We start from the raw sequence: 16053 nt of genomic DNA, 5'->3' as shown, positions 1-16053 counted from the left end.
CTATTTCGTTTAAATCGCTTTGAATCTTAATCCTTTAGGAAAGAAGTTTTTCACGGTTCCTTGGACTTGTTTTCCAAAACCGACTGGGATCTCATCGACTGTCAAAATCACCCACCCAGCATTTCCTGGCACGCTCAAGGTTTCACCCGCCACATAATACTGCCATTGCGGCAAAGTGATCGGCACTGTCGGTGCCCCTTCTTCTGCATGGATCGCCAATGCCAACGCATAACTTGGCTCGATCCGATTCTTCTTAACGACGCCGACGTGCAAACCTGGGCGCATAAACTTGATCCCTTTTAAAGAAGGCATTTCTTCAGGAACGAGCCAGAGGTTTTCTCCTAGCAGCTGTGGCGTCGCATTCAGTGCCTGTAAAAAAGGAAATTCCTTGCGAAAGGCTTGCCACAACTTTTGAGTCGCTGCATCTAATGGGCTCTTGGCTGTCGCTCCTTTGCCTTTTTTCTTCTTTTTCACTGGCGCTGCTTCTGCTTGGGAGGTCAATTTCGCAGCGAAATGACCTTCTCCTTGGTTTAAATGCGGCCATAAGCGGATGGTTTTCTCAATCCCAGGTGCAGCTCCCCACTCCCTGCGCCCATGAGATACATTGTCCAAGTCGATCGCTTCGATCGTGAAGGGATACTCCTCCATTAACCAAGCCATCATCGCTTCGTTTTCTTCTGGGGCAAAGGTACAGGTGGAATAGATCAGCTGGCCCCCCGGTTTTAGCATCGTAACGGCTTGTGCCAAAATGTCTTTTTGCCGGATCGCACACTGATCAGGTGTTTCTGCTTGCCATTCTTCTAAGGCGACGGGATCTTTACGAAACATCCCTTCACCAGAACATGGGGCGTCCACTACGATCTTGTCAAAAAACTGAGGAAAATGGCGGCTCAATTCTTGTGGAGCCTGATTGGTGACGACTACATTCGGAAAGCCCCAACGCTCCACATTTTCTGATAGGATTTTGGCACGCTTCGGGAAAATCTCATTTGCTACAAGCAGCCCTTTTCCTTGTAATTGGCTTGCCAGCTGCGTTGTTTTGCCCCCTGGTGCCGCACATAAATCTAAGACCCGCTCCCCTGGTTGAGCGGCTGCGATCGTTGCTACGATCATCGCACTAGGTTCTTGGCTGTAGACATAGCCAGCTTGATGGAGCAGCGAACGGCCTTTGACTTCGCCAATATAAGCAGCTTCTGCATAGGGGGCAGGTACAGCGGCTGGTCCATATTTTGCCAGCATCGCTTGTGCGTGCGGCTTAGCAACATTCAAGCGAAAGCCTTTGACTGGCTGATTATCGGTCAAAGCGGTAAAAAAAGCTGGTGCTTCTTCTCCTAGCAACCGTTGGTATTTTTCAATAAATGGTGTTGGTAATTGCATACTTACCCCTCCTCGGCTTTTTTATTCTAGCGACTGAGAAGCAATTATGCAAGAATTCCTTGATCAAATGGCAAAAAAACTGCAGCAAAGTGAAGTGGGCGACTAATCGCTTCGACTTCTCTTTGCTGCAGACCTTTTTTATTTAAAAATCGCTTTTTTGACACTGCTTTCGATGAATGGCTGAGAGACACGGTTGTCCCAGAATTTGATCAGTGGGCCCACTAAAAAGGCACTGATGAAGGTTCCGATTCCAATAGGCCCGCCTGTGAAGAGCCCAATCAAGGCAAAGGCAACGTCTTGAATCACCCGCACCACTCGATAGTTGGCTTTCGTCTGATCGACGATGGTTGGGGCGATCGCGTCATAGGGGGCGCTGCCCAAATTCGCTGACATATAAAACGACGCACCGAAGGTAAAGAAGATGATCCCGATCAACAAGAACAAGCCTTGCTGCCACCAGTTATTTGGACCGACGGATAACCAATCAAAAACGTTGGTATAAAAGTCGATGAAGAATCCTGTCAGCACCATATTGATGACCGTCCCGATACCGATATGGCGACGGCCAAAGATAAAAATCAATACTAGGACAGCGATATTGATCATCAATTGATAGACCCCAAGGGATAACCCTAGCAGCTCGCCGACACCGATATTGGCTGCCGTGTATGGATCTAGTCCCACTCCGCCGACCCGCAGCAATGCCGCCCCGAATCCTAAAATGGCGACACCAATCAACGCATAAAGCGAGCGTAATCCTGTTTCTTTTTTCATTAAAATTTCCCCTTTTTTCTCATCTGTTCTTTCAAGTATAACGAGAAAAAAGGAAAATGGGAATTTCAACGCTTCACAGGGCTCTTTGTAGGGATACGATCTGGCTTCGTCCATCTCCTTTGCTTCTATTTTGCTTCCATTGAAAAGCCCGCAACAACCATTGCGATTGCGTATCTTGATTTTCGGTTCCTACAGATATGCGTGCCTCGTCCATTACTCGGGCTTCACTGGAACCATCACTTCAAATATCTGCAATTCTTTTTGGGCGGTAAAGACTTCATCTTGCCATAACAATTCCCAAACATCGCCATCGATCTTTAACTGATTCTCTTTTAGAAAGGCTTGGATGCGATGGGTAAAAGCAGCAATTTGCTCCTCTCCCTCACTGACAAACCCAGACACATACGTGCCAGTAGGACGCGTGATGATCAGCTTTTCAGGATAGAGATGCAGCCGATCTTGGGGAATCAAGATCAGTGCCCGATAAGGCGATGCGTGAAAGGTCTGATCCTCTAATGTCGTTCCAGCACTTAAAAAGCCGATGGGGTAGCCACTGAAGGCATCTTTATAATCCACTAGCGGATAAAAACGGGCGTACACTTGATAAGCAGATTCTGGATCATCGCCAGCGATCTCTTCGGAAACGATAAACGCCTCTGCTTCGTGGTGCGCTATCGTAAAGGTCTCAAAATCGGCTTTCTGTACTTTTTCATAGCGCTGGATGTAGCGATCGAAGGTTCGTTCCAATTCTTGCAGCGCAGCGATTTTGGCACGAACTTCTCCTCGCCGTTCCACAAGTTCCTTTTGCGTGTATTCAGGGTTGCGGTTTTTCAAAAATTGTCGAATGTCTTGCAAGGGCATGTCTAAAGAACGCAAGAGCAAAATCACGTCTAACTCAAGGCATTGTTCAAAGCCGTAGTAGCGATAGCCGTTTTCTCCAATCGAATGCGGTTTGAATAAATCGATCTGATCGTAATAAATCAATGTGCGCCGACTCACGCCAGCATAAGCGGACATCTCACTGATGGTCAATTGTTTTTTCAAAAAAATTTCACTCCTTGCTTGACTGTAACGTAACGTTACAGTTTATTCTACCATAGAACGACATTTTTGGAGGGAAATCATGAAACAATTACAGTTATTTTATAAAGAAGAACGACGCTTCTTTTTCAGTTTATTTCTTTTGATGCTGGTCCAATCCTTCGGCACACTCTTGTTGCCGTATTTTTTGGCAAAAATCATTGATGAAGGGATCTTGAAAGTCGACACGACAGCCATTTGGCACAATGGCTGGTGGATGTTTGCCATTGCCATCGGCACCGTGATCGTCTCTGTAGGCGGTAGTTATTTATCTGCCCACCTTTCAGGAAAATTCGGGCATTTTTTGCGGATGCGCCTTTTCAAAAAAACACAAGAACTCTCTGTATCCGCTGTTGATGGCTATGGTACGCCCACTTTGCTGGCACGTACCACCAGCGACATCAACAACATCCAACAAATTTTGATGATGGCGCTGCAAATGATTTTGCCAGCCCCAATGATCGTCGCTGCTTCAATTTTTCTAACCGGCACCGTCTCTTTACGGATGATTTGGGTCCCAATCGTCGCGATCCTATGTTTTTCAATGATCGCTTATGGAGTGATTCGCAAAGCGATCCCATTATCACAAATCACGCAAAAACTAGTCGATAAAATGATGCGGATCTTACGAGAAACCTTTACTGGCGCTCGGGTGATTCGAGCATTCGACAAAGCTGCTTACGAAAAAGAACGGACAGATCAAACACTGACGGAATATGCGAAAACCATGATCCAAGTCAATCGCCTCTTTGCTGTCTTGAATCCGACCGTCAATTTAGTAATGGGACTCTCGATTTCGACTATCCTTGTCTACGGCGGCTATCAAAGTCTGCAGGGCCACCTTGCTATTGGTAGTATTACTGCCATCATCGAATACACGATCCTGAGTCTCTGGTTTTTGACTATGGCAGCGATGGTGATCGTGATGGTGCCTAAAGGCTTGACTTCCTTGCAACGGATCACAGAAGTTTTGGAAGAACCAATTGATTTGATCGACGGTGACCAAACCTTAAACAAGACTGCCGTGTCAGAAACGATCGCAGCTTTCAATCACGTGCAGTTTACGTATGAAGGCGCCGAAGAACCTGTCTTAGAAGATATCAGCTTTGAGATCCACCGAGGCAAAACGACAGCGATCGTTGGCGGAACTGGCTCTGGCAAAAGCACCATCGCCAAAGCGCTGTTGCGTTTCAAAGATGTGACTGCTGGTTCGATCACGCTTTTTGGCCGCAACATCAAAGAGATCTCTCAAGCCGAATTACGGGACCAAATTAGTTATGTCCCGCAAAAAGCGCTCTTGCTTAGCGGCACGATTCAAGAAACCTTGCGTTTCGGCAATCGTCCAGCAACCCGTGAGGCGATGGCAAAAGCCGCTGAAGTTGCTCAAGCCAAGTCATTTATTGAAGGCTTGCCTGAAGGTTATGAAAGTCCGGTTGCTCAAAAAGGCAGCAATTTCTCTGGCGGTCAAAAGCAACGACTGAGTATTGCCCGAGCGCTGACAAAGCCAGCAGAAATCTACTTCTTTGACGACAGTTTTTCTGCTTTGGATTATCAAACAGACGCCAATTTGCGGCGTGCATTGAAAGAATACACGAAAGATGCCGCCGTCATTATCGTGGCTCAGCGGGTATCGACCGTCAAAAATGCCGATCAAATCATTGTCTTGGATAACGGCAAAATGGTCGGTAAAGGAACCCACGAAGAATTATTACGCAATTGCCAAACTTATCAAGAGTTTGCCTCATCTCAAGGAATGGGAGGAATGAAGGATGAGTAAACAACCAATGGATACCCCAAAAAACATGAAACATACAAGCCGACGTTTGCTGCGTTTGCTGATGGAACAAAAAGCCCGCTTTCTACTGATTATCGCTTCCGCCTTGTTCTTTTCCTTACTAATGTCCATCGCCCCTTTGATCTTGGGGCGTGGACTGGATAATCTGATTGCCTTGTTTCAACAAGAAGGCTGGCAGATCAATGATTTTTGGCAAAGTATTTTAGGTCCAGTCGTCCTTTTAGCGGGAACGTGGCTTTTGATCAGTCTCTTTTCCTTGCTGCAAGAGTATACGATGGCCAGTGTCAGTGAAACCCTGACCTTGACTTTACGCAAACAAATCAGTGACAAATTCAATCGCCTGCCTATCAGTTTTTACGACAAACATCATACTGGCGATATTTTAAGCCGAGTGATTCTCGATTTAGATAAAGTATCCGAGGTCTTACAAGTCGGTTTGATGCAGCTGATCACCGCAACCATCAGCATTACCTTCGGCTTGATCGCCATGCTTTATCTCAGCCCATTACTGACGATCGGCGTGGTCCTGATTTTGCTTTTGAGTGCTTTTGTGACTACCGTTCTCGCACGAAAAAACTTGAGCTACTTTACCAAAAACCAAGAAACATTAGGTGCAGTCAGCAGTCGTGCGGAAGAGTTTTATACCGCAAATCCGCTGATCAAATCCTACAACCAACAAGTTGCCGTTGAAGCGGAAATGGCGGAATTGAGTGAAGCCCAATTTAAAGCCTTTCGAAAAGCACAGTTCGTCAGTGCAGCTATCGATCCTTTCGTGCGCTTTATCAATCAAATCGGCTTTATCTTAAGCGCCATCGTTGGTGGTCTGATGGTGTTGCAAGGGCAATTATCCATTGGTCTCGTACAAGCCTATCTGCAATACATCAACCAAGTGTCTGAACCGATCACGCAAGCCTCTTATATTATGAACACCTTGCAAAGTGCCTTAGCATCTCTCGAACGAATTTTTGAGATCCTTGATTATCCTGAAGAAGAAACTGCGACCCAACAACTGCCAGTTCCACAAACTATCAAAGGAAAAATCGATTTTCAACACGTCTCCTTTGGCTACAGAAAGGAAAAACTCTTGATGGAAAACGTCGAATTTTCCGTCAAACCAAAACAAACGGTCGCGATCGTTGGACCAACAGGTGCTGGAAAAACCACCATGATCAATCTTTTGATGCGCTTTTATCCATTGAATGGTGGGAAGATCTTGCTGGACGATCAAGACATGATGTCCTTTTCGGCACCAGCAGTACGAAAAAAATTCGGTATGGTGCTGCAAGATACGTGGCTATTCCAAGGAACCATCGCTGAAAATATCGCTTATGGCAATCCCGATGCCACTCGAGAAGACATCTTGGCTGCCGCCAAAGCCGCCCAATGCGACCACTTCGTGCGGACCCTGCCCAACGGTTACGATACCGTCATTGGTTCCGAAAGCGAACTGTCACAAGGACAACAACAATTGTTGACGATCGCTCGGGCGATTTTAGCAGACCCAACGATTCTGATCCTCGATGAAGCCACCTCCAGTGTCGACACGCGGACGGAACAAATGATCCAAACGGCGATGGATCGTTTGACCCAAGGACGGACCAGCTTTATCATCGCCCATCGTCTTTCTACCATCAAAAACGCTGACTTGATTCTAGTGATGAAAGACGGCTCCGTCGTCGAAAAAGGCTCCCATATAGAATTATTGGCACAAGATTCCCTTTACGCCCAACTATATAACAGCCAGTTTGCAACAGCTTGATGAAAAAAATGACCAAACGACTCATAAAAAACGTTTGGTCATTTTATTTTTAGTATATCCCCACCTTTCCCTACTATTCTTCTTTAAAACAGTATTTAACTCTTTCCTAACTTCCATTAACTTACAAAAAATATTTATTTTCTGAAAGTCGATTATTGTTGTTACTAATTAATCGGTAAACTAAAAACCAGCTAGACGCATGTCTAGCTGGACTTAAAAAAGATAGTCAAGAGAATATGCTATTTCTTTTTAAAAACTGTCGCCAGTACGCCACTTACAATGATCGTTCCTAAAACCACTAACCAGGCAGCACGTTTTTCATTCGTTTGCGGAAGCACACCCCCATTATTTTGACTAGAAGTGGTGGTAGTCACTGAACCACCGACCTGATCACTGGATTGACTCGTTTGGCTCGTTGATGAATGATCATTATTTGATTCGGTAGTACTTGGTTCTGTTGTGCTTGGTTCCGTTGTGCTTGGTTCTGTTGTGCTTGGTTCCGTTGTACTTGGCTCCGTTGTGCTTGGTTCTGTTGTGCTTGGTTCCGTTGTGCTTGGTTCCGTTGTGCTTGGTTCCGTCGTACTTGGTTCTGTTGTGCTTGGTTCCGTTGTGCTTGGTTCTGTTGTACTTGGTTCCGTTGTACTTGGTTCCGTTGTGCTTGGCTCCGTTGTACTTGGCTCCGTCGTGCTCGGCTCCGTCGTGCTCGGTTCCGTTGTACTTGGTTCGGTCGTACTTGGTTCCGTTGTACTTGGTTCTGTTGTGCTTGGTTCTGTTGTGCTTGGCTCTGTTGTGCTTGGTTCCGTTGTGCTTGGTTCTGTTGTGCTTGGTTCTGTTGTGCTTGGTTCTGTTGTGCTTGGTTCCGTTGTGCTTGGTTCGGTCTCTTTCTTGGTATTAGTTAGAATAATCGTTTCACCATCGTTAGTAACCGTACTTTCAAAGTCTTCAGGAACATTGATTTCCGTCACTGTATAACTGAAGTCTTCTCCCTGATTATTGTATTTGGGTAACACGAGTTGTTGACCATTAACAGGAACCTCACTGAGGGTGACTTGGAAATCGTCTTCCTTGCTCAAGGTCAGTGGATCGGAAATTTGCCAACCTTGTTCCGAGGTGGTGGTCATTCGTTGCACTTGGTATTCGATCTGCTCTGGAATCTCGGCGGCAGAAACATTGACCCACTTCTTAAGGACATTTATCGAAACCACTGGCGCTTTAATCGATGGAATTGGAAAATCTACTGCTTCTCCGTCTACTTCCGGCACTAATGTGGTACGACCGTTACATAGAACCCAGGTTTCTCCTTGGAATGAAGAGTCTTCAGTATCAAGGCGGATTTGATAGGTCAATGTAACTCGCTCGTTCTCACCCAAAGCAAGATTGCTGACAGTGATGGTTTGATCGGCTTCTGCTACTTGCACATTTGCCACTAGGTCAGGTGCTTCGACCCAAGTTCCTTGTTCATCTTTTCGCCACCCAACCAGTTGATAGTTATCGGAATCGAAACTACCTGCACCTTGTAGCAAGATTCCTGCACCCATTGGGTCAGTGATCGTACCACTGGAGATTGTCTTATCGATTTTATTTGCGATTTCCGTCAACGCTGAACCTAAGCCAACCAGATTTTCATCTATCGTTAAATAATTCCCTGATGATGTAGCTAAGTTTCGACCAATGTATTCCCCGCGAGAAGACGGAGCAGTAGCTACCGAATACATTGGAAAGCCCGCTTCCTTGATCGCGACGATCGTGCCTAAAGTCGCGTCTGTCACTACCGAAGTACTGACAGGGATTGCAAGAGGATCCGAAGAAGATGAACTTGTCGTATGATACGCAGAATTATCAGTTTGAAAATCTTTGACATAGCTTTGGGTGTGATAACCGTTATAGTCTGTGATCTCCCCCGTGTTAGGATAGGTAGTCGCTCCCTCTACAGGAAGATAGCTACGATTGGCACTATTATCACCAATATGGATAAAAAGTTTTTCAGCTTCTGGACGACTTTCCTCCAGCAAGAGCCGCTCACCTTCTAATAACCCTTTTTGCATAAATGTTCCGGAATGGGACTCTGCGGTTTGACGTAGAAACTGTTCTAAGTAATTGATATCTGTTGAAAAACCATTCGTGGAGTAAACATAGCGATTATAGGCCACGATCCCGATTCGAATAGAGCCATTTGCTAATGAGTCTGCCAATTCCGTGCCAAATTGTTGCAAGCCTAACAACGCATTATTCAATTTTTCTCCAGTCATAGAAGAAGAAAAATCGACTACTAAAACTAAATCAACCGCATTGTTCGTTTGGTTTCCTTTAACATCAAGGGTGACGTCAAACAATCCTTGATTTCCTGCAACTTCTTGCACACTTTTCTTTAAATACGCCTGATCATCATAATTGACATAATTCTCACTATCAAACTCGACTCCAGGTGCATTTCCATAATCATAATTGTAGGTATCTCCAGCAGCCGTACCGTGGGTAAGGTAGTGCCCCGCTTGGTTCTCCTGATAGTCAAAATCATAGGTCGCCGCTTTCGCGCTGACACTGATCATACTCAATATAAAAGTACATAGGATCAGTAATAAGCGACTGTTTTGTTGGAACCAACCTTTTTTTTCTTCCATTTCTATCACTCCTCTTATTTCCAATCATTTCTTCCTGTTTGCTAGCGCAAAAGCTTATTCTTTTACCAGACCACAGTATAGAGCATCCCAGCCCTGAAAAGAGACAAAAAAATGTCAATTTCCTATGCAAAAAAATATCCTTTTTTATGCTATGATGAAGATGAATCATCAATAGTGTAAGGAGATAGGAGGTCCTTTGATGGAACGATTCTACACTTTTTTTGGGAGTAGTCTGAAAAAAGACCTCGATTTATTGCGTTTCTTGTATTTACAAAAACGTTTTGTCCCAATTGAAGAAATCAGTGCCACCCTTGCTCTTGATCGACGCTCAATCCAAAAAAGTTTCATAGCGTTAACAAAACAGCTTGAGCAAAATGCCGAGGAAAAACACCCCATCTTACTGGCCAAACACGGAGCTGGATATAAATTTAACGGAAACAAAACAGACTATAAACATCTGCTACGACAACTACTAGCAAAGAATCCTTTTTTTCAATTATTAGAAACATTGCTCCTGCATAATGAGATTAATGTGGTTCAATTTGCTAACGATTATTTTTTCTCGGAGTCTACTGTGCGCAAAAGAGTCTATGAACTGGAGAACCTCTTGGCACCTTTAGGCTTTACATTAAAAAAATCCAAAGGAAATGTACAGCTGGATGGTGATGAAGCGCGCATTCGCTATTTTATGGTCGCCTTCTTTTGGCGTACTTTTTCAGGTGTTGATTGGCCTTTCAATCATCTCTCTCAAAGCAAATGTGAGGAAATCGCTCGAGCTTTCTATCGCAACAATCACATACCTTTTAACACGATTGAATTGAAACAGACGACCTATATACTAGCCGTAATCTGTTTGCGTTTCCGCCAAGGTCAAACGATTGCCGAAGAAAAGTTACAGCTCCAACCACCATTAAAGGGCTTAGACTTAACCTTATTTCAACAATCAACGAATCCAGAAACACCGATTTTTACCCAACTGTCACAGGAGTTAATGACTCACTTTTTTCTGAATGAAAAAGAATGTCAGTTTTGCTTTTTGTGGCTGATGTCCAATCTAGAGCGAACGTTTCCAGAGGAGCAACTGAATTGTTATTTTCCTTCGAAAAAAACGAGTGACCAGCAATTTACTACGATTCAAAAAGCACTGGCTTCAATGACTTCGCCAGCTGAAAAGATGGTCATTTCCCAACCACGTAAACAAGTCATTTTGAATACGATCCTGAATGGGATATTATCCGTCGAACTGTTTGGCGAAACTGTTCATACGCTAGCGGGCTATAACACAGCTCAGTTCCTTACCGAACATTTTCCGAATTTGCAACTGCATTCCGAACAATTGCTAGCTTATCTAAAAGTCTATCACGAGGATTTGGAAAAACGCAAAGGACTGGCTTTGTATGTAGCAACAGCCTGGACGCTGATTTTACCTCCAGCTCGCTTTCAGCAAGTCATTCGAATCAAGTTAGAAACGGACCTGCCTTTCGCACTTTCTTTAGCAATTAAGGAGTTGATCCAAACGCCTTTTCAAGGTTTCTATAACCTCGATCTGCGGGATCACTTTGAAGACGATGATTATGATCTTTGTATCAGTACATCACCATTGACCGCAACATCGGCAGAAATACCGGTAATATTGATCAATGCACAGATCACCTTGCCAGACCTATTAGCGATCCACCAAGCCATCGAGGGCGTATTGCGAAAATAGCCCAGGATTGGATACTTCCTAAAATCAGCCCAAAAACGGCTAAGTAGCTTCCTCAAAAGCTACTTAGCCGTTAGTTGTTTCTCGCAATTTATTTCGTGAATACAAAAATGAAGTTCTTGACGAACAGAAAGATGATTATTCTTCACTCATATAAATCAAACCGACTTTGGGTTTTTGAGTGACTTTCAGTCCTGTGATTTCACGATAGAAAAAGCGATGCTCTTTCCGAATCTTGGCAATGATCTCTTCTTCAGTTAGGCCTAGATCAGTGACTAAGTCATCTTTCCCATGATTGCAAAGCTCTAATAAAATTTGAAGTTGCGCATCGATCGCTAATAGTTTGGCCCACTGAACAAAAAGATTCTCGTACTTTTTATTAAATACAGCTAGAAACGTTTCCGAAAGTTCTTGGAAATATACATATATTTTAGGAAAGTGTTGAAACACCTCTCTTTGATTGAGTTCTTTTTGGAAATATGCCAAATAGTCTGTTGCATTGTATATTTTTCTCGCCTGCATACCTTCTTCTCCTTTGTTCTTGCTTTCATAGAAAACATTTTTACTAAGTTTCCTCTATTTTCAACCATTGCATTCCATTTTACGTATTTACCTTTAGAGCGAACATTTTATGACTAACTTCTAAAGCAAAAAACTTGGTTAACATGCACTGGCTCTTAGTTTCGATAAAAATCCTGCCTTTTTTACTAGCGATTGGCTCAAGAAACGATTTATATGATTACTATAGCGTCAAATGTCCGTGAAAAAAAATAATAAATTTCACCAGCCGGTGAAATTTTTCACTAGAATGATGTTCCTTCATCTTTTATTCAGTCAGAGAAAGAGACGAAATTTCATATGTAAAGCAACAAAAAAAAGCCCTTTTTCACCTACCACCTATTTTTAGAGGAGAGGTTTTCATGAAAAAATTTCAATTAAAGTTTTTCAGAAATCGATCATTGATTCGAAAAATACAGTTACTGAGTGAATTTGAAAAAAACGATACTTATAGCTTAAAAAGCTTAGCAACGATCACCCAAAGCAGCAAGCGAACCCTAATCACTGATATTCAAACGCTCCGCGAGTTCTTCAAAGATTCTCTTGCGATTCACTCAACAAAATTTGGTTATTCCATTGAAGAAATTGATCCCGACGGTTATTTAAAGCAAAAACAGCTTCTTGTCAAAGACGAACCCATTTTTCAACTGCTAGAAAGCTTTTTTTTCAACGAAAAGTATTCTTTACTTGATTGGAGTCTCGCATTAAACTTATCCGAGCAAGCACTGTTGAATTACTTTAAAAAAATCAATACTTACTTAGCACCTTTTCACTTGCAAATCGCCACAAATCCCGTCGTATTGATTGGTTCGGAAATCAACGTTCGCCAGTTCTTTTTTGTTTTTTATTATGAATCAGCGATTAACGTAAACACACTGTTCCCCTCGATTGACGTGCAAAATACTGTGATAGAAATAACTCGATGCTGGCAGGATAAAACCCAACTGGCTTCCGCCTTTTCCTATTTCTCTTATATTCTCTATATCGCTATTGAACGCAACAAAAATGGCTTACAGGTCCATCTTTCTACAGAGCTGAAAAACTTTTACGACCAAAGCAAGCCATTTTTTCAATTAGAATCTTTACATGCCATTATTGAACGTTTCTTTGATTGTACGTTTCCTGAAGAAGAAGTCATCTTTTTATTTATCTGTCTGATTTGTCGGCAAAAAATCAACCAACCTGCCCTACTAACAAGTGAGCTTGTTTGCGAACAATGGCCGGAAATCAAACAACTAGCCCATGACTTTTATAAAGAAAATCGTGGCTCATCATTTGATGAAAGTAAGGACTTAGTATGGTTAGAGAGCTTTTTCATCCGACTGAAATTAAGAGAGCTACTCTCTCCAACAATGAATGTCGCCATCGATGATTTAACGCAATTCGTCAAGGAAAAATTCACTGATGAATACCAAAAAAACCAATTTTTTTTAAGCCATCACGAACTTGTCAAACGATTCTACGATCCGACTTACCTAGATGATATTTGCGTCAGTCTGACGCTGCATATGGAAGCGATCAAAGAAGAAAATTGGGGGCGGCAACGAACGATCGCGATCATTTTCGAAGGAAATGAGTATGCTTGTGAATATGCGGAAAGTATCATCCGAAAATACTTGGAACCTTTTCATACGCTTTATTATCCTGACGCCGGCGAATTATCGCCAGAATATCTCCAAGAAAAGAGCATCGATCTACTGGTCACCAACTATTCCGAATACACCACAGAGTTTTTGCTTGAAGTGGAATGCGTGTTGTTGAAGTCATTTCCTGACGCTACCGATTGGAATCGACTACTTAAGCAAATCAATCCACGAATCTTGCGTTTGGTTGTATTAGACAATGTGTAAGTTTATGAATGATCATAGGCTCTTCCTGTAAATATTCAGGTTTCTATAATTTTGCAAAGAGACTTCTCGTGTCATATGACTAAGCTTTGTGTTGTTTAGTGAAGTTGCTTGGCACTCTTCGGAAAGAAAAGGACAAACCAATCAAAGACTCTCTGTAGCTTCAAAATCACTGCCCTTTCAGATTAATTGCTCCCTTCATATGAGAATGTGCTTACTACAAAAAAAATAATCAGAATCTGGCACATCTTCTAAAAAAATTCATTTTTCCTTGGTATAATAATTAGAGATCTGCGTATCATTAGATTTACGTTGCCCGTTAGTGAAGTTTCAGGCAACGTTTCTTTTTGGGGGAAAGCTATATGGAAGATAAGCAAATTTTTGAGAAGCGGTGGCTATTAGCTACCAGTGAACAACGGGAGAAATACCATGCCTTAATTGCCTCTTACCCTTCAATAGAGTGGACTTTTAAAGAAAAAAGCTACCTTTTGTGGCTTTGCCAACTAGATAATGACACATTCAAATCCTTTGAAGCGATTTTTGCTAAACTGGCAAATGAACAGTAAGAGTTTTCGTAGATCAAGCTACTTCATCGCAGTAGCGTCCATCTTTTTTTATTAAGAGGAGTGAAGGAAATTCCTTCCTTGCTTATTAAGAGAAAAAGCCACAACCATTTTTCTCAACGGTTGTGGCTTTTTAGCTTAATAGGTATTCTGCTTTCATGAGCATTTCTGCTAACAATAGCTTCACTGATTGCATTCAAAGTATACACTTGACTTAGCTTGGGGTTGCACTTAATGCTTGCCCCAACTGAGGATCGATTTTTTCAATCACTCTTAGCCAATCTTGATGATCCGGGATTGTTTTAAGTAAGAGATAGTCCGTGGATAAGATGAACTCTGATAGGTATTCACTATAATTCGTTACTACGAGATCGATAGCATTTTCCTTCAAATAGGCAGTCGTCAATTCATTGATTTTTGGGAAAAACACGTAATGATCATTGCCAACATAGCGCAAAAAGCGTGCGCGGATAGCGTGACAGGTGTAAAGGTCGCCTTCTAATGTCAATGCGATTCGGTTGACCTTTTGATAATAGAGTTCCTTGAGCGCCTCACTATACAAGGTAAGCGCTGCACAGATATCAGACAGGTACTCCTTACTGACCCCAAGAATTGCTTGATTCTGCTTCAAAAATACAAGATTTTTTTGATAGGCGACGGAGCTATGCTTTAGGGGCTCATTTTTTACTTCCGTCAGCAAGCGATTCAAAATGGGCGCTAGTTGATCATTGATTTTCTTAGATAACAAAAAGGCGTGAATCATCGTCTCGATTAGTTGGAGATCATTAAATGGGATGCCCCATTCTTGAACAAAGTGTTGACTTAGCGCCTGTAGTTCAGGATAAAGTGCAAACGATGCAATGAACTGCTGTTCTTTTACGGGCTCAGTCAATGTACGCTTCATCACCGTGACTAGATAAAGCCACACCAATTCTTCTTGTGGTAGTCTTACCTGGTAAAGGGCTTCGATTTTAGGTGCTAAGTCTTTCATTACGGTAAATGCCGTGTGGTCTTTGACTATCTCAGCCAAATGAGTAGGAAGTTGGATGGTCTTTCCAGACTGATAACGCTTGATTGTAATATACAAACTATAATAAAAATCACTAGGAGCAACACCCGTGTTCACCACATCAGTTGGCACATCTGAAAACGTCTCACTGACTACCGCAATCAGCTCTTTAGGTGGAAGCAGAGTATGAGGAGTAACATCTGATTCATAATAAAAATCTTTGAAAAATTTACGAATATTCGCTTCTGCTCCACTCAAATTAACTGGTTGTAGCACCAACTCTAAACCATACTTTCTCAACGTGAGTGAAGCACTATTCAAATAACGCCGCATCGTGCTTTCTGATACATACAAGCGCTGTGCCCACTCTTCAACAGAACAAAGTTCACCATGAAAGATTGCTTCTAAAATTTGATACATACCTTCTTTTGCAACTAGCGCTCTTTTTTTGGTCAAGTATACTTTCGGGTTCGTTTCCATAAAATGATAACCATTAGCCACATGCACAAACTTGGCTGCATCCTGCAAATAGGCTTTCAATTCCTTGATATCAGAGCTGATCGTCCGTTGAGTTACATCAAGTTTGTTCGCAAAGCTTGCGATTGAACAAGTACGTTCACGCTCAAACGCATTTAAAATTTGAAGCCAGCGAACGGTCGTTTTGTTCAGTATAAAACTTAACTGCAATTCTCTCATGTTCCCCTCCTTGTAAGCGATAGTTTGTCTAACGATTTTCTTTCAAAATGTCTTAACTCTAAAAATGATTGGCTAACACATGCCTCGAAAAAGGTGTTGCCCCAGTGTGTAACTTTCAGAATCTGTTGCATCGAAAGGAGTCAAACGGAGCTCTTATAGGTTTATCTACCTTATTCAGACAATTTCCTGAATCACTGTGTTTCCTAACATCTCAAGCGTTGTTTCCATAGCGACCGAGAACTACCTCGTTCAACGCCGCAGGTTTCCTC

11 protein-coding genes are annotated in these 16053 nt (G+C 42.7%); 5 read left to right on the top strand and 6 right to left on the bottom strand.

The window, feature by feature from the left end; all coding sequences use genetic code 11:
• Positions 1–9: 9 nt before the first annotated feature.
• From CO692_RS10745 to CO692_RS10735, 3 genes are all read right to left on the bottom strand, one after another.
• Positions 10–1377 carry an RsmB/NOP family class I SAM-dependent RNA methyltransferase gene (locus tag CO692_RS10745; RefSeq protein ID WP_096742247.1) on the bottom strand — a complete coding sequence of 456 codons (1368 nt, stop codon included), beginning with the start codon at positions 1375–1377 and terminating at the stop codon, positions 10–12.
• A 138-nt stretch (positions 1378–1515) separates the two neighbouring features.
• Positions 1516–2265 (bottom strand): YczE/YyaS/YitT family protein, encoded by a 750-nt coding sequence (locus CO692_RS10740; protein WP_015509025.1) that lies wholly within the window; start codon positions 2263–2265, stop codon positions 1516–1518.
• A 99-nt stretch (positions 2266–2364) separates the two neighbouring features.
• Positions 2365–3168, bottom strand: a complete 804-nt coding sequence (locus tag CO692_RS10735) for a MerR family transcriptional regulator (RefSeq protein ID WP_096742867.1) — start codon at positions 3166–3168, stop codon at positions 2365–2367.
• Between the two features lie 106 nt (positions 3169–3274).
• Here CO692_RS10735 and CO692_RS10730 point away from each other — a divergent pair, with 106 nt between their 5' ends.
• Complete coding sequence (locus CO692_RS10730; protein ID WP_096742246.1) at positions 3275–5008, top strand: ABC transporter ATP-binding protein; 1734 nt, start codon at positions 3275–3277, stop codon at positions 5006–5008.
• Positions 5001–6785 carry an ABC transporter ATP-binding protein gene (locus tag CO692_RS10725; RefSeq protein WP_096742245.1) on the top strand — a complete coding sequence of 595 codons (1785 nt, stop codon included), beginning with the start codon at positions 5001–5003 and terminating at the stop codon, positions 6783–6785. The genes CO692_RS10730 and CO692_RS10725 overlap by 8 nt, the downstream gene beginning before the upstream one ends.
• A 239-nt stretch (positions 6786–7024) precedes the next feature.
• On the opposite strand, the gene CO692_RS10720 is transcribed toward CO692_RS10725, so the two are convergent.
• Positions 7025–9406: a VWA domain-containing protein gene (locus tag CO692_RS10720; protein WP_096742244.1), complete on the bottom strand. Its 2382-nt coding sequence runs from the start codon at positions 9404–9406 to the stop codon at positions 7025–7027.
• 199 nt (positions 9407–9605) lie between these two features.
• Here CO692_RS10720 and CO692_RS10715 point away from each other — a divergent pair, with 199 nt between their 5' ends.
• Entirely contained in the window at positions 9606–11114 is a 1509-nt protein-coding gene (locus CO692_RS10715; RefSeq protein ID WP_096742243.1) for a helix-turn-helix domain-containing protein, read from the top strand.
• A 135-nt stretch (positions 11115–11249) separates the two neighbouring features.
• Here the strand turns inward: CO692_RS10715 and CO692_RS10710 are convergent, their stop codons facing one another.
• On the bottom strand, positions 11250–11633 hold the full coding sequence (locus tag CO692_RS10710; protein ID WP_096742242.1) for a DUF7006 family protein: 384 nt from the start codon (positions 11631–11633) through the stop codon (positions 11250–11252).
• 398 nt (positions 11634–12031) lie between these two features.
• Here CO692_RS10710 and CO692_RS10705 point away from each other — a divergent pair, with 398 nt between their 5' ends.
• On the top strand, positions 12032–13519 hold the full coding sequence (locus CO692_RS10705) for a helix-turn-helix domain-containing protein (protein WP_096742241.1): 1488 nt from the start codon (positions 12032–12034) through the stop codon (positions 13517–13519).
• A gap of 359 nt (positions 13520–13878) precedes the next feature.
• Positions 13879–14082 (top strand): hypothetical protein, encoded by a 204-nt coding sequence (locus CO692_RS10700; RefSeq protein ID WP_077453641.1) that lies wholly within the window; start codon positions 13879–13881, stop codon positions 14080–14082.
• Positions 14083–14293: 211 nt separating this feature from the next.
• On the opposite strand, the gene CO692_RS10695 is transcribed toward CO692_RS10700, so the two are convergent.
• Positions 14294–15784 (bottom strand): helix-turn-helix domain-containing protein, encoded by a 1491-nt coding sequence (locus tag CO692_RS10695; RefSeq protein ID WP_096742240.1) that lies wholly within the window; start codon positions 15782–15784, stop codon positions 14294–14296.
• Between the last annotated feature and the right edge of the window lie 269 nt (positions 15785–16053).

The sequence above is a fragment of the Enterococcus sp. FDAARGOS_375 genome (assembly GCF_002393265.1).
Taxonomy (GTDB): Bacteria; Bacillota; Bacilli; order Lactobacillales; family Enterococcaceae; genus Enterococcus_D; species Enterococcus_D innesii.
The sequence above is the reverse complement of the archived record's forward strand: the minus strand, read 5'-3'. Positions and strand labels throughout refer to the sequence as shown.